Below are 18,705 nucleotides of genomic sequence, written 5' to 3'. Positions count from 1 at the left end.
ATCCCCTCCTTCTTATTTAATACCTTGACTTATACCTTGGCAATCGGCGCGTACTTCTGCATGAGTCCCTTGACGCCCTGCCCCGGGAAGGCAATCTTGAGCTCGACTTCCTCACCGCTGCCCTTGACGGAGACGACGGTGCCGACGCCCCACTTGCCGTGGCGGGCCTTGTCGCCGACCTTCCACTTAATGCTCGTGTCGGGGCGGATGACGCCATTTGCTGCCGGACGCGCGGCACTCTGGCGCTCGCGCAGTGCCTCCATCGCCTCGAGCGCTGACTGCGGCTTGCCCGCAAAGTGCGTGCCTGTCCCCATCTGGTTCGGGCTCGGTCGGAAACTCATGAAGCCCGAGCGCTGCTGGGCACCGTAGTGGTTGGCATTGGCGAAGCCGTAGGCATTGGCGCGCGGCACGAGGCGTTCGACGTACTCGTCCGGGATCTCCTTGAGGAAGCGCGAGGGCGGGAATGCCTGCGTCTTGCCGTAGATCGTGCGCTGGCGCGCATTCGTCAGGTAGAGCTTGCGCTGGGCGCGCGTGATGCCGACGTAGCAGGTGCGGCGCTCTTCCTCGATCTCGTCGGGGTTCATGAGCGTACGCGAATGCGGGAAGAGCCCCTCCTCCATGCCAATCATGAAGACAATCGGGAACTCGAGGCCCTTGGCCGAGTGCAGCGTCATGAGCGTCACGCGGTCGTCCTCGATATCGGCGTTGTCGATGTCGGAGACGAGCGAGAGCTGCGAGAGGAAGGTCTCGAGGTTCGGATTCTCCTCCGATTTCTCGAAGTCGCGCGCGACACCGATGAACTCCTTGAGGTTCTCGATGCGCGACTCGTGCTCCGGCTTCTTGTCCGCCTTGAGCTCATCGATGTAGCCCGACTCCTTGAGGACCCGGTCGATGAGATCGTCGAGCTTCATGTTCATGTGGGTGTTCATGAAGTTGAAGATGAAGGTCGTGAAGAGCTCGAGTGGCTTCTTGACGCGCGCCGTGATGCCCGGGATGGCGTCGAGGACTTCCGGATTGGAGATGACGTCGAAGAGCGAGAGCTCCTGCTCCTCGGCAAAGGCAGTGAGCTTGGCCATCGTCGTCGCGCCGAGGCCGCGCTTCGGCACATTGATGATGCGCATGAGGCTGACCGTGTCGAGCGGGTTGTAGATGACGCGCAGGTACGCGAGGATGTCCTTGATCTCCTTGCGGTCGTAGAACTTGAGGCCGCCGACCATCGTGTACGGGATGCCCGAGCGCATGAACGTCTCCTCGATGATGCGCGACTGGGCGTTCGTGCGGTAAAGGATGGCGATGTCGCCGTAGGAGGCATTGAAGATCGTGCGCTGCTTCATGATGGTCGTCGTGATGAACTGCGCCTCGTCGCGTTCGTCCATCGCCTGATACGAAGTCAGCTTCTCGCCCGTTGCGTTCTCCGTCCAGAGCTCCTTGGGCTTGCGGTTCACATTGTGCTCGATGACAGCATTAGCCGCCGCGAGGATGTTCTTCGTCGAGCGGTAGTTCTGCTCGAGCTTGATGACCGTCGCCTCCGGGTAGTCCTGCTCGAAGTCCATGATGTTGCGGATGTCGGCGCCGCGCCAGCCGTAGATGGACTGGTCGGCATCGCCGACGACGCAGAGGTTGTGGTGGCGCGCTGCGAGGATTTTCGTGAGCTGGTACTGCGCGCCGTTCGTGTCCTGATACTCGTCGACGAGGATGTAGCGGAAGCGGCCCTGATATTTCGTGCGGATGTCCTCATTCTCCTCGAGCAGCACGACGGAAATCATCAGCAGGTCGTCGAAATCGAGCGCATTGTTGTTGCGCAGCTTGTTGGCATAGAGGCGGTAGACCTCCGCAATCTTCTTCTGGTGGAAGTTGTCGGCATCGCGCTCCATGGCCTTCGGCCCCATGAGCTGGTTCTTGGCATTCGAGATGGCATTCTGCACGCTCGCAGGCGTGAACTGCTTGTCGTCGAGGTTCATCTCCTTGAGGCATTCCTTGATGACCGTCTGGCTGTCGGATGCGTCGTAGATGACGAAGTTGCGCTTGTAGATGCCCGTCGCCTCGATCTCGCGGCGCAGGAAGCGCGCGCAGAACGAGTGGAACGTGCTGAGCCAGACATCCTTGGCCGCATCGCCGATCATGCGGTCGACGCGCTCGCGCATCTCCGTCGCGGCCTTGTTGGTGAACGTGATGGCCAGGATGCTGTACGGTGCGACACCCTGTGCCAGAAGGTTCGCGATGCGGCAGGTCAGGACCTTCGTCTTACCCGAGCCAGCGCCCGCCATGATGAGCAGCGGTCCCTCCGTATGCGCGACGGCCTTCTTCTGTGCCGGATTCAAGCCACTGAAAATATCCAAAATATCCTCCAATCTGTTTCGATTCCCATATCATCATATCGTCGTATTGTCGTATCGATAGCAAAGCCTTCCCCCCGATGCAGCTGCAGCTGTATCGGGGAGAAGGCTCTGTATTGTTCAAGCATTATGCGCTTTGCAAGGACCCTGGTCCGTAAATCAGTTCTTGCCGAGGCGCTTGACAGCCTCCGAGAGAGGCGGGATGACCTGCTTCTTGCGGCTCATGACGCCCGGCAGGTAGATGTGCGTGCCGCTGGCATCCTTCTTGAAGGCCTCGCCGATCAGCGTCTTCGGCGAACCCGTAAAGAGCAGGTACGTCGCTTCCTGCAGGATGTCCGTGACCATGACGAGACTGAGGTCGAAGCCTTCCTTGTCGCAGATGTTCTGCATGGCTTCGATGAGCTGCGGCTCGATGTCCATGACTTCCTTCGGGTCCATGACGGAAATCTGGCTGACGATGACGCGGTAGTCGCCAATCTGGAACTCCTTGAGGTCGTTCTTGGCAATCTCAGCCGGCGTCATGTCGCCGATGCCAGAGCCAGCCTTGAGCATGGCCATGCCGTACTCCTGGATATCGACGCCAGCGATTTCTGCGAGGCGCTCTGCCGTCTTCTTGTCGTACGGCGTGCAGGTCGGGCTCTTGAAGAGGACCGTATCCGAGAGGATGGCCGAGAGCAGGAGGCCCGCGATGGATGCTGGGATGTCGACATCGTTCTGCCAGTGCATGTTCGCGACGATCGTGGCCGTGCAGCCGACCGGCTCAGCATGCGTGAAGATCGGCTCGCTCGTCTGGATGCCGCCGAGGCGGTGATGGTCGATGATCTCGAGGATCTTGGCTTCCTCGATGCCCTCAACAGCCTGGCCGCGCTCATTGTGGTCGACGAGGATGACGCGGTCGCGCTCCGGCAGCATGAGGTTGTCGCGGCTGACGAGGCCGACGAGGCGGCCGTTCTCGAGGACCGGATAGTTGCGGTAATTCGTCTCTTCCATCGTGCCCTTGATGTCGGAGAGCAGGTCGAGCGGCTTGAAGCAGACCGGGTCCGGGTGCATGATGCGGCGGATCGGCACGCACTGGTTGATCAGGCGTGCGACCGTGTAGGTGTCGTACGGCGTCGAGAGGACGAAGATGTGCTTCGCCTCAGCGGCCTCGATGACATCGGCCGAGACGCGGCCATTGCCCGTGACGATGAGGCAGGAGATGCCCTGGTCGACGATGTCGATGAGCGTCTCATCGTGGCGGTCGCCGACGAGCACGATGTCGTTCGGCTCGACCGTGTCCTGGATCATCTTGATGGAGCCAGCGGCGATGCGAATTTTGCCCTTGATGAAGTCGCTCTCATCGCCCGAGACGAGGACTTCGCTGTCCGTCGCTGCGATGATGTCGCGATAGCGCACGCGCATCTCCGAGAGATCCTGCATGCTGAGTTCCTGGAAGTAGCGCTTCGCGAGGTCGGATACCGTGACGATGCCGACGAGGATGCCCTTGCTGTCCGTGACCGGCACCGACTTGAGGTCATGGCCGCGCATGACTTCGCCGAGGTGGCGCAGCGTGTCGTGCTGCTTGACGACGATTTTGCAGTCGAGCGTGACATCCTTGACGCGCGGATAGAGATCCGAGAGCAGCAGCGGCTGCTCGACATGGAAGTGCTCGAGCGCGTACTTCGTCTCCGCATTGACCTTGCCAGCGCGCGCCGGTACAGCGTTGAAGCCGAGCGCCTGCTTCAGGTGTGCATAGCCGATGGCCGAGCAGATGGAATCCGTATCCGGATTGCGATGACCAATGACATAGATTGGTTTCGTGCTTTTCGTCATTTCGATTTCCTCCTAAATATGAAAGCGGGAATGCCCGTTTTTTACTGCATAGTCTATTTGTTATTATAATCAATATTTGCCCGCTAGTCCAGAGGCTCAGGCATCTTTTGAGCGAGAGAACGGCAGCTTCTCCTCGTCTGGCTCCGGCGCATCGCGCAGCAGGAGGTTCAGCACGATGGCCGTGATGCTGCCAATCGTGATGCCGCTGTTGCAGATGATCTGGACCCAGGTCGGGAACTTGCTGTAGAAGCTCGGCACACCGATCGGGATCAGGGCGACGGCGACGCTGATGGCGACGACCATGATGTTGCCTTTCTTGTGCAGCTCGGCCTTCGAGAGAGCCTGGAAGCCGCTGGCGGCGACCATGCCGAACATGGCAAGGCCGGCGCCGCCGAGGACCATCGTCGGCACGCTCGCGACGACGGCGGCCATCTTCGGGAAGAGGCCGAGGATCATGAGCATGACGCCGCAGACGGCGACGATGTAGCGGCTGCGCACGCCCGTCATGCCAATCAGGCCGATGTTCTGGGCAAATGCCGTGTACGGGAAGGTGTTGAAGACGCCGCCGAGTGCCGTGGAGAAGCCGTCGGCGCGCAGTGCCTTCGTCAGCATGCTCTCCGTCATCGGCTTGCCGACAATCTCAGTGACGGCGACGATATCGCCCGTCGTCTCCGCCATCGTCACGAGCATGACGAGCGTCATGGCGAGGCACGAGACCGGCTCAAAGACCGGATAGCCGAAGGCGAACGGCGTCGTGATGCCGAGTGCCGCTGCCTCCCCTACCGCATGGAAGTCCGCCATGCCGAGCGCGTCGGCAATCAGCGTGCCGATGACGAGGCCAAGGAGGACCGAGATCTGGCGCAGGAAGCCGCGGCAGACGCGGTAGATGACGAGGATGATGGCGAGCACGAGGGCTGCCATGAGGATGTGGGTCGGCTCGCAGTAGTCGGATGCCGCGGGGTTCGCACCGGCAATCCAGTTGACGGCGACCGGCATCAGCGAGAGGCCGATGACTGTGATGACCGAGCCCGTGACGACCGGCGGGAAGAAGCGCAGCATCTTGCTGAAGAAGTTGCTGATGACGAAGCAGGCGATGCCGGCGAAGATGGCGGCGCCGTAGACGACCTGCAAGCCGGCCGCACCACCGCCGTGCGTGTTGGCGATGATGATCATCGGCGTGACGGCTGTGAAGGTACAGCCCTGGACGATTGGCAGCTTCGAGCCGATGAAGTTGCGGATGCTCAATGACTGCACGAGCGTCGCGATGCCGCAGGTGAAGAGGTCCGCATTGATGAGGTAGATGAGTTCTTCGGTGCTGAGATGGACGGCGCCCGCGAGCACGAGCGGCACGGCTACGGCACCTGCGTACATGGCGAGGACGTGCTGGAAAGCGTAGATGATTGTCCTGCCCCAGGGCAGCTTCTGGTCGACGGGATGGACCGAAGCAGCGGCAGTAGTAGTCACGATGACCGCCTCCTTCAGTCTTCCGCCGTGAAGCGGACCTTGCCATTATCGAGCGATGCGATGCTCGCGAGTGACTCAAGACGGTAGCCTTTGTCGAGCAGGCGCTGGTGGCCGGGCTGGAAGGCCTTCTCGATGGCGATGCCGATGCCGGCGACCTTCGAGCCTGCCTCCTCGACAAGCTTCGCGAGGCCGAGCGCCGCCTCGCCGTTGGCGAGGAAGTCATCGATGATCAAGACGTTCTCGCCGGCTGGCAGGAACTTCTGCAGCACGAGGATGTCGGAGTACTCCTTCTTCGTGTAGGAGAAGACGCGGTGCGTGTAGATGGGCTCGTTGATCAGAGCCGACTTCTTCTTGCGCGCGAAGACGAGCGGCACGTGGAGCGTAAGCGCCGTCATGACGCCGATGGCGATGCCCGATGCCTCGACCGTCAGGACGCGGTCAATGCCCGCATCGCCGAAGAGGCGCGCGAACTCCTCGCCCATCGCCTTCGAGAGCTCCGGATCGATCTGGTGATTCAGGAATGAATCGACCTTGAGCACATTGCCCGGCAGCACGATGCCGTCCTTCTTGATTCTCTCTTCCAACAGTTTCATGATTGACTCTCCCTTAGCAAAAACAGATACGGGTAACACGGCTATCTCAATCCTCAAGACGGAATAGAGAGATCAGAGCTGGCCGATCATCTTGTGGGTCTGCGGGATGACGCGGACATCCTTGAGGTGCTTGAGTGCATGGGACTGGCAGGCGAGGATTTTCTCGGGGCTCGCCGCTTTGCAGCCACCGTACGGCGTGACGGGCTGAATGATGAAGAGCGCGTCGGGTGCCTGCTCTTCAAGCAGGGCGACGCTCTTCTCAAACTCCTCTTTTGTCGTCTCGGCCGAGACGACGAGCTTGACGTAGAGGTCCTTCGTGCGCGCGAGCTCAAGGAAGCGCGCATGCGCCTCCCACTGCGGACGTGAGACGATGCTCGGCAGCTTGATGTCCATGCTGATGATGTCCGTGATGTCGAGGATGGAGGCGAGCTCGCGGTAGAGCGTGCCATTCGTCTCGAGGAACACCTTGCAGGGCTGGCCGAGTGCCCGGAGTTGGAGCACGACGGCGCGGATGAAGGCGGCGTGCAGTAGCGGCTCGCCGCCGGTGAAGCTCACGGCCTCGTGCGGGACTTCCCGCAGCAGGTTGGCGATGACGGCGGCCGTCTCCGACGCGGTCATCGGATTCTTGATGGTCGCGAACGTGCGCGAGCCGGCAGCCGTCTCGACCTGGCAGGCGGGATGTGAGCCAGGCTTGTTTTCCGTGTCGCAGTAGCTGCAATCGAGGTTACAGCCCTCGAGCCGCACGAAGACCTGACGGCAGCCGACGTACTTCCCCTCGCCCTGTATCGAGGAGAAGATCTCGATGAGGTTCTCGTTGCTTGCGTTCATCGTCAATCCCTCGTGTAAGTGACCGACGACGTCGGCGTCTCGTAGACCGTGATAGCAAAGAGCTCGCTGTCGCGCACGAAGGCGTCATTTCCTGCAAGCTCCTCGAAGATGATGCGCGCGAGATTTTCTGCCGTCGGGTTGATGCCCGCAGCGAACGGCTCGAGCTCGTTGAGGAAGCGGTGGTCAAAGCGGTCGAGCACGCCCTTCAGCGCGTTCTTGATGGCCTTGAAGTCGACGAGCATGCCGAGCTCGTCGAGCTCCGTGCCGCGCACGACTGCCTCGACCTTCCAGTTGTGGCCGTGCAGGCGGTCGCACTTGCCCGGGTAATTGACGACGCGGTGTGCCGCTTCAAAGGCACCTTCGACTTTGAGTGTGTACATGGTGATTCCTCCTAAAAACAAACCTCCCTGCATAGAGAGGGAGGTGATTTCTTACTTCTTGATCGACTTCTCGATCGACTTTGTGTTCTTGACGTTGCCGACGATGTCGTTCATGCTCATGGCGCGCGTGTGCTGCGTATGGCTCCACTCGTGCTCGTTGCGGTGGATGAAGCCGAGGAAGATGATCGGGATCCACGAGTAGATGAAGACCGGATACAGGAGCATGTAGAGCCAGGACTTCCACTTCGCGCGGATCTTGATCAGGATGATCATCGGCAGGATGTACTGGCCGAGCATGATGGCCGTCATGAGCTGCGACGGCATGAAGTTGTAGATATTCGTGTAGAACGGCGGGAAGGCGAGCTGGATGTAGCTGATGACGATGAAGATCGTCGAGATCATCAGGAAGTGCGGCTGCATGAGGTAGATGCACTCATCCCACATGCGGATGTCCTTGTGCTTCCAACCGGCCTTGAGCATCTTCGGGATGAAGCGGTTGCCGACATCGAACTGGCCCTGCGCCCAGCGGCGGCGCTGGTTCCACGACTGCTTGAACGTCAGCGGCTTCTCGTCGTAGATGATAGCGTCGTGCGCCCAGCTCGTCTTGATGCCTTCGGCCATGCACTTCATCGTGAACTCCATGTCCTCCGTCAGGCAGGTCGCCTGCCAGCCGTGCTTCTTGAGGATCTCAGAAGCAAAGCACATGCCCGTGCCGCCGAGGCAAGCCGAGAGGCCGATGTTCGACTTCGCGAGATGCGAGATGTAGCAGATGACCCAGAACGCGATGGCAAACGTGCCAGAGACCCATGTGTCGTACGGGTTCTTCGCGTCCATGTAGCCCTGGATGACCTTATCGCCCTTGCAGAGCCTATTGTTCATCTCCATGAGGAACTGCGGATGCACGAGGTTGTCGGCATCGAAGACGCAGACGGCATCGTACTGCTTGTCCATCTTGAACAGGCGGTCGAACATCCACTGGAGCGCATAGCCCTTGCTCTTCTTCGTCGGATGCGTGCGCACGTGGACGAGCGCCCCCGCCTTCTCTGCAATCTCCGCCGTGTTGTCCGTGCAGTTATCGGCGATGACGTAGATGTCGTACATATCCTTCGGATAGTTGAGCTGCTTGAGGTTCTCGACGAGCTGGCCGATGACGGCATGCTCGTTGTGCGCCGCGACGACGAGCGCAAAGGTCTTGCGCGGCGTCTTGATCTTGACCTCTTTCTTGCGCCACATGCCGCAGAAGCCGATGACGAAGAAGTAGAGCGTGAAGAGGAAGATCAAGATCTGCATTGGCACCATGATGATGTCAAAAGGATGTGTGAACAAAAACAATCAGCCTTTCTTTGCAAAACTTGCCAGCAGAGAATTGACGATGCCAAGGACCGCATACGTGGAGAAGATGGCGACAGCGAGAGCCGCGAGAAGCGATGCGTGGCCGAGCCAGAGGATGGCGAGGAACATGACGAGTGCGACGACCTTCGAGAGCAGGTAGATGGGCTCTGCCCCATCACCCTTGAAATTCGGGTAGTGGACGTGGCTGACCATGAGCCAGCCGACGAACGCCATGACGATCGGGTACGCGATGCCGAACGTCATCGGGTCGATGCCGAGCTGCACGAAGAGCAGCGTCGTCATCGCGACGATGTTGCCGCCGGCCGGAATGGCGAGGCCCATGAAGTAGCCGTGCACGACCGAGGCGTTGACGTTGAAGCGCGCGAGGCGCCACATGCCGCAGATCGCGAAGAAGATCGCGACGACGATGCCGAGGATGCCGTGGTTGTGCAGCACGAAGGCCCAGGCGAGGAATGCCGGTGCGATGCCAAATGAGCCGAGGTCGCAGAGCGAATCCATCTCCTTGCCCATCTCACTGGCCACGCCGAAGAAGCGCGCCGTGCGGCCATCGAGCCCGTCAGCGACGAGTGCGAGCAGGATGAAGATCGAGCCCCAGATAAAGTTGTGGTTGTACGTGGAAAGAATCGAACACATGCCGAAGACAAGGTTCGATGAAGTACACATATTCGGTATTAACCTGCGATAGTCCATCAGTCTTTTATCCTCCCGATAATGGTTTTGCCTCCCATGACCTTCTGGCCCTTCTCGACCGTCACCGCGACGTCTTTCGGCATGACGACCTCGAGGCACGAGCCGAACTTGATCATGCCGTAGAGCTCTCCCTGCTTGAGCTTGTCGTCGAGCGTGACGTAGGAGACGATGCGGCGGGCCAGGATGCCCGCAATCTGCTTGACGGTGATGCGCATGCGGCTGTTCTCGATGCCGAGCAGGTGATGCTCATTCTCGAAGCCCACCGTGTCCTTGTAGGCCGGACGGAAGCGGCCGCAGTAATACTTCTGCAGCTTGATTTCCCCGTCGATGGGGCTGCGGTTGACGTGCACGTTGAAGACCGACATGAAGATGATGACCTTGTTGCACGGCTCCTGGAGGAAGCCGTCCTCATCCGTCTCGAGCGGCACGATGTCCGTGACCGTACCATCAGCCGGCGAGAGCACGACGGACGGGTCCTGCTCGATATGGCGGTTCGGATTGCGGAAGAAGTAGCAGAAATAGAGCATGAGGACGAATGGTATGACGGCAGCCAGCGGATGGAACGACCAACCAAAGAGCAGCGTCAGCACAAAGCATCCCCCGATGAACGGGTATCCTTCTGAAATAATCGGAGTCAAACCTCCACCTCCTGATCTCATTGTTTATCGCTCCTCATGCAAGCAGATGCCCGCATAAGGAGCAGGCCAGTTTCGCCACTGGCCTGCCTGCTAATTTACAATTATAACGGATTGCCCTGCCTTTGTCCATACGAGATGGCCATCAAGGCGCATGCGTCCGTGACTTTTCTCATCACTTCTCACTTCTTGGCGTGATGGACCTTAAGCACGAACTTCGGCAGCGCCATGAGGCGGCCGGCGCGCTTCGGCTGCAGCATGCCGCGGAAGAGCCATTCGAGCTTGGCTTTCTGCATCCAGCGCGGCGCGCGCTTCATGACGCCGGCCATGACGTCGAGCGTGCCGCCGACGCCGATCGAGACGGGCACGCCGAGCTCGTCCTTGTGGGCGTAAAGCCACTTCTCCTGCTTGGGCACGCCGAGCGCCACGAGCAGGAGGTCAGGCTTCGCCTTGCGGATCTCCTCGATGATGACTGGCTCATCCTTCTTCGAGAAGAAGCCGTTGCGCGTGCCGACGATCTCGATGCCTGGGTAGAGCGTCTCTGCCTTCTTCTTGGCGAGCTCTGCCACGCCGGGCGCTGAGCCGAAGAAGAAGATGCGGCGCTTTTTCTCCGGCGCGCGGCGCATGAGTTCCTGCGCGAGGTCGTAGCCGGCGACGCGCTCCGGCATCTCGTGGCCGAGGTGGTGCGCAGCCCAGACCGTCCCCGCCCCATCCGGCACGACAAGTGCGGCATCATTGAGAATCTTCATGAGCTCGTGGTCATGCGTCGCGCGCATGATCATCTCGGCATTGGCCGTGGCGACGAGCACGCCGCTCATCTCATCCATATACGTCTCCACCTGGGCGACGGCTTCATCCATCGTGACAGGGTCGACCTTGACCCCGAGGATATCGATCTTCTTCGGCACGTTGTTACCCTCCCATAGACAAGACCGCAGGCTGCGGCCCTTCATGATATAAGATAGATTCTATCATAAATTGGGCCAATATGCAAAGAATCCCGGGCACCTCGAAAGGTACTCGGGATTCTTTCAGAGAGCAGATGCCTCTGAATACGCAGGAGACTCAGTTCTCCTTCTTCTCTTTTTTCTTGACGGCCGTGCGGATGGAGAGCTCGCGGAGCTGCTTCTCATCGACAGGCGACGGAGCGTTCGACATGACGTCGCGCGCGCTCTGCGTCTTCGGGAAGGCGATGACGTCGCGGATTGACGGGCGCTTCGCCATGAGCATGACGAGGCGGTCGAGGCCGAATGCGAGACCGCCATGTGGCGGCGTGCCGTACTGGAAGGCATCCATCATGAAGCCGAACTTCGTATGAGCCTGCTCCGGTGTGAGGCCGAGGGACTCGAAGACCTTCTCCTGCAGGTCGGCGTTGTAGATACGCAGCGAGCCGCCACCAATCTCGACGCCGTTGAGGACCATGTCGTAAGCCTTGGCCTTGACATCGCCCATGCGGTCCGTGTTGAGGAGGTCGATATCCTCGTCGCGCGGAGCCGTGAACGGATGGTGCATGGCCTTGAAGCGGTGCTCCTCGTCGCTCCACTCGTACATCGGGAAGTCGACGACCCAGAGGAAGCGGAGCTTGTCCGGATCGATGAGGCCGCGCTCCTTGCCCATCTCGAGGCGGAGCTGGCCGAGCGCCGTGTCGACGACGAGGCGCTTGTCGGCGACGACGAGCAGCAGGTCGCCCGTCTTGGCGCCTGTTGCCTCGGCAATCTTGGCGAACGTCTCATCCTCGTAGAACTTCTTGAACGGGCTCTTGATGCCCTCTTCCGTGTACTGGATCCAGGCAAGGCCTTTGGCGCCGTAGACCTGAACGAACTTGACGAGGTCATCGAGGCGGCGGCGCGGGATATCCGCATAGCCGTCGACCTTGATGCACTTGACCATGCCGCCATTCTCGATGACGGAGTTGAAGACCTTGAAGCTCGAGCCCTTGACGTACTCGGAGATGTCCATGAGCGGCATGTCGAAGCGGAGGTCCGGCTTGTCGGAACCGTACTTGTCCATAGCCGTATCCCACTCCATGCGCTCGAACGGCGTCGGGACGTCAGCGCCGATGGCCTTCTTGAAGAGCTCCTTGATCATCTCCTCCATCAGCGTCAGGATATCATCCTGATCCATGAAGCTCATCTCGATATCGAGCTGAGTGAACTCCGGCTGGCGGTCGGCGCGCAGGTCCTCATCGCGGAAGCAGCGGACGATCTGGAAGTACTTCTCGAAGCCGGCGACCTGCAGGATCTGCTTGAAGATCTGCGGGGACTGCGGCAGCGCGTAGAACTCGCCCGGGTTGACGCGGCTCGGGACGAGGAAGTCGCGAGCGCCTTCCGGCGTGCTCTTGCAGAGCATCGGCGTCTCGATCTCGAGGAAGCCGTTGCGGTCGAAGAAATCGCGCATGATCTTCGTCACGCGGTGACGCAGGATGATGTTCTTCTGCATCTCCGGGCGGCGCAGGTCGAGATAACGGTACTTGAGGCGGACCATCTCGTCCACATCAACGCCGTCCTGGATGTAGAACGGCGGCGTCTTCGACGGATTGAGGATGCGCAGCTCGGCGCAGACGACCTCAATCTCGCCCGTCTCGATGTTCGGGTTGATCGTCTCCTCGCTGCGCGCACGGATCTTGCCGCGGACGGCGATGCAGAACTCATTGCGCAGGGACTCTGCCTTGTGGAACGTTCCTTCGTTCATGGCAGCCTCGTCGAATACGACCTGGACGAAGCCAGAGCGGTCGCGCATGTCGACGAAGATCAGTCCGCCGTGGTCACGACGGCGGGAGACCCAGCCGCAGAGTACGACTTCCTGGCCGACGTCCGTCTTGCGAAGTACACCGCAATGATGGGTGCGCTTCATACCTTGTAATGTTTCCATTAACCTTTCACCTCAGCACATAGCTTTTCTATAATTGCATCAAAAGAAACCTTCTGCTGCACACTCTTTTCCATATCCTTGAGCATGACACAGGATTCTTTGACTTCATCTTCACCGATGATCAGCGCAAAGCGGGCATTTGCCTTGTTTGCCTGTTTCATCTGGGCCTTCATACTGCGGCCCGCATAGTCCATCGAAGCCTTGAGGCCGGCGCGGCGCAGCTTCGTCAGGAGCGTGAACGCCGGGGCCTTGGCCGCCTCGCCGAGCGCGACGACAAAGGCATCCGTCTTCTTCGGCTGCTCGGGGATCAGGCCCTGCTTCTCGAGGGCCAGGAGCACGCGCTCGAGGCCCGTCGCAAAGCCGACGGCCGGCGTCGGCTTGCCGCCGATCTCCTCGATGAGGCCGTCGTAGCGGCCGCCGCCGGCAACAGCGCTCTGCGCGCCGAGCGGCGCGTACTTGATCTCGAAGGCCGTCTTCGTGTAGTAGTCGAGGCCGCGCACGAGACGCGGGTCGAGCTCAAACTCAATGCCGGCATTCGTCAGGTAGCTCTGGACCTTCTCGAAGTGCTCGCGGCACTCGTCACAGAGGCAGTCCGTGATCTTCGGCGCATCGGCCATGTAAGGCTTGTCGGCATCGACCTTGCAGTCGAGGATGCGCAGCGGGCTGCGCTCGAAGCGGTCCTGGCAGTCCTCGCAGAGGTCATCGAGCTTGTCGCGGAAGTAGTCCTGCAGGACCTTGCGGTAGACAGGACGGCACTTCGGGCAGCCGACCGAGTTAAGGCTGAGCTTCAGGTCCTTGAGCCCGAGCGACTGCAGGAAATCGACGGCCAACATGATGATCTCAGCATCGGCCATCGGGTTCTCCTCGCCGAGCGACTCGACGCCGAACTGATGGAATTCGCGCATGCGGCCGGCCTGCGGGCGGTCGTAGCGGAACATCGAACCGATGTAGAAGAGCTTGACGAGCGAGGAGTCGCCGTAGAGCTTGTTCTGCAGGTAAGCGCGCACGACTGACGCCGTGTTCTCCGGGCGCAGCGTGATGCTGCGTCCGCCGCGATCCTCGAACGTGTACATCTCCTTGTCGACGACATCGGTGCCTTCGCCGATACCGCGATGGAAGAGCTCCGTGTGCTCGAAGAGCGGCGTGCGGATTTCTTCAAATCCGTAACGGCCGCAGATCTCGCGGATCTTCCCTTCGATGTAGTTCCATTCGCCGACGGTGTCGGGCAGGATGTCTTTTGTTCCCCGAGGGGCATTGGTGAGCATGAATCGTTCCCCCTGTATGAATTATGATGGATTGCCGTACGCTTCGTCGAGAAGCGCGCGGCGCTTTTCGATGTAGATATCGATGTCGCGCAGGTACGTCACGAGGTCCTTCGCGTTGAACGAGGACTTCATGCGCTTCCTGCGAAAATCGACGCCCTTCGTCGTCGCCGCACCGCCGATGCCGATGATGGTCTGGTGCTCCTCCATGATCTGGATGTTGTACATGCCTTCCGCACCGGCGCGGCAGCAGCCGACGTTCTCGAGGTCGCCGCTCATGTAGCCCTGGCGGTAGAGGTAGTACGGGCGCATGCCGAGCTTCTCGACATAGGCCATCGCAACTTCCGACATGCGGCGCGTCTCCTCGTCGGACGGCAGCTCGACGTGCTGGTCCTCCATGAGGAGGCGCAGGCGCGAGCCGCGCTTGAGGGCCAGGGCGTGCAGCGTGATGTCGTCCGGTCCGAGCGCCGTGACCTTCTCCATTGTGTCGCGCACATCTTCGGCCGTCTCGCCTGGCAGGCCGAGGATGAGGTCCATGTTGATGTGCGGGATGCCGGCCTCACGCAGCGCGTGGAACATCGTGACGACGTCTTCCGGCGTGTGCTGGCGGCCGATGCGGTGGAGCGTCTTTGCCTGCATCGTCTGCGGGTTGACGCTGACGCGAGAGACGGAAAGGCGCTTCATCATCTCGATCTTCGCGGGCGTGATGCTGTCCGGACGGCCCGCCTCCACCGTGAACTCCACGATAGAGGGCCCATAGAAAGCATTATATACCATATTGAGCATTTCGGCAAAGGCTTCATCCGGCAGGCTCGTCGGCGTGCCGCCGCCGACGTAGATATTCTGCACGCGGAAGCCGTAGTGGTCGATGGCCTTTTTGGCCGCGAGCAGGTCTTTCTCGAGGACAGTCATGAACTCCGCGATGCGCTTCTTGCCCGGCAGGATGTTCGACGGGAACGAGCAGTAGAGGCAGCGCGTCAGGCAGAACGGGATGCCGACGTAGACGCTGACCGTCTTTTCGTCCGACTGCGCGAGGAATGGCAGTTGGCGGAACGCCATCGGCACGATGACGCGCGCCTTTGCCTCGCTGCAGGCGTAGTCCGACTGCAGGCGCTCGATGATATCTTCTTCCCCCATGCCGCCGCGGATCCAGCGGTGTACGATCTTCGTCGGGCGCACGCCATGCAGAATGCCCCAGGGTGCCTGGGGCATATCGAGTTCTTCGCAGAAGATATGGTAGAGATTGAGCTTGATCAGGCGGTTGACCGCCGCGCCCTCGCGCTCGTCGAGTGCTCCCGTGCCGCGCCGCACAAAAGAAGTGGCGTGGCCTGCGAGGTCAAAGAGCATGAGCTTCGACTCGATGACGACGCGCCCGTCCTCGGTGTCGGGCAGGCGGTGGTTGATGACGGAGAGCTGCAGGTAGTCGGCCTCGCCCTGGCGCCCCACGGTTTCCACCTTGAAGAGCACGAGCACCTCGCGCACAATCTTCGAGATGATCTCCTTGCGGTTGTTGAGCGTGAATGTCCGGACCGTCAGCTTTGCCTCTTGGGTCCCTGCATGTACTGCCGTCACTTCTGGGCCTCCTGGCACTCCTTGCAGAGGCCGAAGAACTTGACCTGATGGTCGCTGACCGTGAAGCCGAGCTTTTCCTTGATGTCGTCCTCGAGCGGCTCTAAGAGGTCGTCCTGGAACTCGATGACCTTGCCGCAGTTCGTGCAGATCAGATGGTGGTGATGGTGCTTCGACGGATCCGTCCTGTTGACCTCGTAGCGGCTGCAGCCGTCGCCGAACTCCATCTTCTGCAGGATGCCGAGCTCCGAGAGCAGCTCGAGGCTGCGGTAGACCGTGGCGAGGCCAATCTCGGATTTGTTGTCGCGCAGGATGCCGTGTACATCCTCAGCCGAAAAGTGCTCGCCCGGATGGTCGAGGAAGATCTGGAGGACGACCTGGCGCTGCGGCGTCATCTTGTGCTGGCGCTCCTGCAGCATGCGCTTGAGGTCGTCCATCGTGAAAGTCTGTGACATAATATAGTCCCCTTTTCTATCGTCTATTGATTCTTGATCCCTGCTACCCCTCTGTATCATTGTTTCATTTCATTCACAGGATATCGTAACATTTCAAATGCATATATTATAACAAAAATGTGAAAAAAATACAATCAAAAGAGAACTGAAATCAACTGTTCTAGACGCTCTGTACTCACTGTCCCGTGCGGCTGCTCAGGGCGCGGGAGACGCTGTAGACGTTCTTGAGACGGCGCATCTTCGTCATGATCTGGGAGACCTGCGTCGCGTTCTTGACGTCGAGGCCCATGATGATGGTCGACGTCTTGTTGCTGCGGTTCGGATTGGCGTTGACGCTGTGGATGTTGATCTTCATCTCCGACGGCACGGCGAGGAGCTCTGCGAGCACGCCGCTCTTGTCGTTGCAGACGATCTCAATCTCGACCGTGTAGTCCTTGTCGAGGCCGATATCCCAGCTGACCTCGATCATGCGCGAGAGGTCGTTGTCGCGCAGGACGTTCGGGCAGTCCGCGCGGTGGACGGAGACGCCGCGGCCCTTGGTGACGAAGCCCGTGATCGGGTCGCCGGGAATCGGGTTGCAGCAGCGGGCCAGGCGGACGAGCAGACCGCTCTCGCCCTCGACGAGCACGCCGTGGCTCGAGCGGTTGCGCTTGCCGACGTGCTGCGGCGTCTTGAGCTCCGAGAGCATCTTCGAGACGTCGGGCGGCGTGGCTTCCTTGAGGTCCTTCTTGTAGAGCTCGATGAGCTTCGTCATGACGCTGCGCACCGTGATGCCGCCGTAGCCGAGTGCGGCGAGAAGGTCTTCCTCACTGAGGATGTTGAGCTTGTCCGCGACCTGCTGCAGGCGCCCTTCCTTGAGCAGGGATTTGGGCGCATAGCCGAGGCGCTTGGCCTCGTCCTTGATGAGCTCGAGGCCCTGCTCGATGTTCTCCTCGCGCTTCTCCTTCTTGAACCACGAGCGGATCTTGCTGCGCGTCTCCGACGAGGCGACGATGTTGAGCCAATCGCGGCTCGGGCCGTTGTTCGCCTTGTTGGTGATGACGGAGACGATGTCGCCGTTCTTGAGCTTGTACTCGAGCGGCACGAGCTTGCCGTTGACCTTGGCGCCGACGCAGTGGTGGCCGACTTCCGTGTGGATGCGGTAAGCAAAGTCAATCGGGATGGAGCCCTTCGGCAGGTCGACGACGTCACCCTTCGGCGTGAAGACGAAGACCTCGTCCGAGAAGACGTCGACCTTGAGCGCCTCGAAGTACTCCTTCGGGTCGCTGAGTTCCTGCTGCAGGTTGACCATCTGGCGCAGCCAGCTCATCTTCTGGTCGACGGCACCCGTTGCCTTGGCGCCCTTGCCCGCTTCCTTGTATTTCCAGTGCGCGGCGACGCCGTACTCCGAGACCTGATGCATCGCAAACGTGCGGATTTGGATCTCGAGCGGATAGCCGCGCGTCATGACCGTCGTGTGCAGGGACTGATAGCCGTTCGACTTCGGCATGGCGATGTAGTCCTTGAAGCGGCCCGGGATTGGCTTCCACATCGCGTGGATGACGCCGAGCACACCGTAGCAGTCCTTGACCGAGTCGACGAGCACGCGCACGGCCGAGAGGTCGTAGATCTCACTGAGCTCCTTGTTGTCGCGCTTCATCTTCTTGTAGATGCTGTAGAAATGCTTCGCGCGGCCGCTGATGTCCGCCTTGATGTGCGCCTCGGCAAGCTTCTCCTTGATCTGCTCGATGGACGTATCGATGAACGTCTGGCGCTCCTTGCGCTTCTGCTTGACGTTCTCGACGAGGTCGTAGTAGATTTCCGGCTCGAGGTAGCGCAGGCAGAGGTCCTCGAGCTCCCACTTGATGCTCGAGATGCCGAGACGGTTCGCGAGCGGCGCGTAGATCTCAATCGTCTCGCGCGCGATGCGCTTCTGCTTGTCCTCGCGCATGTACTTGAGCGTGCGCATGTTGTGCAGGCGGTCCGCGAGCTTGATCATGATGACGCGGATGTCCTTGGCCATCGCGAGGAACATCTTGCGGTAGCTCTCGAGCTGAGCCTCTTCCTTCGATTTATACTGCAGGCGTCCGAGCTTCGTCACGCCGTCGATGAGCATCGCGACCTCGTCGCCGAACATCTCCTTCATCTGGTCGTTCGTGTAGATCGTGTCTTCGACGACATCGTGCAGCAGAGCCGCGCTGATGGTCGCGTCGTCGAGATGCAGCTGCGTGAGGATCTGGGCGACGTGCAGCGGGTGGATGATGTACGCCTCCCCCGACACGCGCGTCTGCCCGGCATGGGCCTTTCTCGCGAGTTCATAGGCGCGCCGGATGAGGTCGAGGTCGGCCTTCGGCGAATACGATTTGACAGCGTCGAGGATGTTCTCGATCGTCACCGGTTCTTTCTCTTTGTCATTCATACATCCCACTCCTTTTTGTCATCACGCATAGACTTGCCGCGTGATGCAAGGTCTTTCTG

General features: G+C 60.2%; 15 protein-coding genes. All 15 read right to left on the bottom strand.

The annotated features are described in order from the left end of the window. Window positions 1-29: 29 nt before the first annotated feature. The 15 genes from pcrA to MITSMUL_RS03125 all read right to left on the bottom strand — a co-directional run bounded on the left by pcrA (window position 30) and on the right by MITSMUL_RS03125 (window position 18,646). Window positions 30-2,339, bottom strand: a complete 2,310-nt coding sequence (gene pcrA, locus MITSMUL_RS03195; protein ID WP_040635381.1) for a DNA helicase PcrA — start codon at window positions 2,337-2,339, stop codon at window positions 30-32. A gap of 156 nt (window positions 2,340-2,495) precedes the next feature. Then, complete coding sequence (locus MITSMUL_RS03190; RefSeq protein WP_005839891.1) at window positions 2,496-4,148, bottom strand: putative manganese-dependent inorganic diphosphatase; 1,653 nt, start codon at window positions 4,146-4,148, stop codon at window positions 2,496-2,498. 96 nt (window positions 4,149-4,244) lie between these two features. Continuing rightward, on the bottom strand, window positions 4,245-5,612 hold the full coding sequence (locus MITSMUL_RS03185) for a nucleobase:cation symporter-2 family protein (RefSeq protein WP_005839890.1): 1,368 nt from the start codon (window positions 5,610-5,612) through the stop codon (window positions 4,245-4,247). A gap of 14 nt (window positions 5,613-5,626) precedes the next feature. Next, a complete protein-coding gene (locus MITSMUL_RS03180) occupies window positions 5,627-6,205 on the bottom strand; it encodes a xanthine phosphoribosyltransferase (RefSeq protein ID WP_040635380.1) in 579 nt (192 codons plus the stop codon). Window positions 6,206-6,277: 72 nt separating this feature from the next. After that, window positions 6,278-7,033 carry a 7-carboxy-7-deazaguanine synthase QueE gene (locus MITSMUL_RS03175; RefSeq protein WP_005839887.1) on the bottom strand — a complete coding sequence of 252 codons (756 nt, stop codon included), beginning with the start codon at window positions 7,031-7,033 and terminating at the stop codon, window positions 6,278-6,280. Window positions 7,034-7,035: 2 nt separating this feature from the next. Then, window positions 7,036-7,413: a 6-carboxytetrahydropterin synthase QueD gene (gene queD, locus MITSMUL_RS03170; RefSeq protein ID WP_040635379.1), complete on the bottom strand. Its 378-nt coding sequence runs from the start codon at window positions 7,411-7,413 to the stop codon at window positions 7,036-7,038. Window positions 7,414-7,464: 51 nt separating this feature from the next. Beyond that, window positions 7,465-8,712, bottom strand: coding sequence for a glycosyltransferase family 2 protein (locus MITSMUL_RS03165; RefSeq protein ID WP_050751655.1), 1,248 nt, complete (start codon window positions 8,710-8,712; stop codon window positions 7,465-7,467). Between the two features lie 33 nt (window positions 8,713-8,745). After that, on the bottom strand, window positions 8,746-9,456 hold the full coding sequence (gene pssA / locus MITSMUL_RS03160; RefSeq protein ID WP_005839883.1) for a CDP-diacylglycerol--serine O-phosphatidyltransferase: 711 nt from the start codon (window positions 9,454-9,456) through the stop codon (window positions 8,746-8,748). Continuing rightward, a complete protein-coding gene (locus tag MITSMUL_RS03155; protein ID WP_005839878.1) occupies window positions 9,456-10,115 on the bottom strand; it encodes a phosphatidylserine decarboxylase family protein in 660 nt (219 codons plus the stop codon). The genes pssA and MITSMUL_RS03155 overlap by 1 nt, the downstream gene beginning before the upstream one ends. A 158-nt stretch (window positions 10,116-10,273) precedes the next feature. Next, the gene (locus MITSMUL_RS03150) at window positions 10,274-11,044 is read right to left on the bottom strand and encodes a WecB/TagA/CpsF family glycosyltransferase (protein ID WP_005839875.1); all 771 of its coding nucleotides are present in this window, start codon (window positions 11,042-11,044) and stop codon (window positions 10,274-10,276) included. 112 nt (window positions 11,045-11,156) lie between these two features. Continuing rightward, window positions 11,157-12,962 (bottom strand): aspartate--tRNA ligase, encoded by a 1,806-nt coding sequence (aspS, locus tag MITSMUL_RS03145; protein ID WP_005839874.1) that lies wholly within the window; start codon window positions 12,960-12,962, stop codon window positions 11,157-11,159. Further along, complete coding sequence (hisS, locus tag MITSMUL_RS03140; RefSeq protein WP_005839872.1) at window positions 12,962-14,227, bottom strand: histidine--tRNA ligase; 1,266 nt, start codon at window positions 14,225-14,227, stop codon at window positions 12,962-12,964. The genes aspS and hisS overlap by 1 nt, the downstream gene beginning before the upstream one ends. A gap of 21 nt (window positions 14,228-14,248) precedes the next feature. Continuing rightward, on the bottom strand, window positions 14,249-15,760 hold the full coding sequence (gene hemZ, locus MITSMUL_RS03135; RefSeq protein ID WP_040635824.1) for a coproporphyrinogen dehydrogenase HemZ: 1,512 nt from the start codon (window positions 15,758-15,760) through the stop codon (window positions 14,249-14,251). 32 nt (window positions 15,761-15,792) lie between these two features. Then, on the bottom strand, window positions 15,793-16,248 hold the full coding sequence (locus MITSMUL_RS03130; protein WP_071599933.1) for a Fur family transcriptional regulator: 456 nt from the start codon (window positions 16,246-16,248) through the stop codon (window positions 15,793-15,795). A gap of 175 nt (window positions 16,249-16,423) precedes the next feature. Further along, complete coding sequence (locus tag MITSMUL_RS03125) at window positions 16,424-18,646, bottom strand: RelA/SpoT family protein (protein ID WP_005839867.1); 2,223 nt, start codon at window positions 18,644-18,646, stop codon at window positions 16,424-16,426. Window positions 18,647-18,705: the final 59 nt, after the last annotated feature.

This window comes from Mitsuokella multacida DSM 20544, assembly GCF_000155955.1.
Classification (GTDB): domain Bacteria; phylum Bacillota; class Negativicutes; order Selenomonadales; family Selenomonadaceae; genus Mitsuokella; species Mitsuokella multacida.
This window is presented reverse-complemented; position numbering and strand designations above follow the sequence as displayed.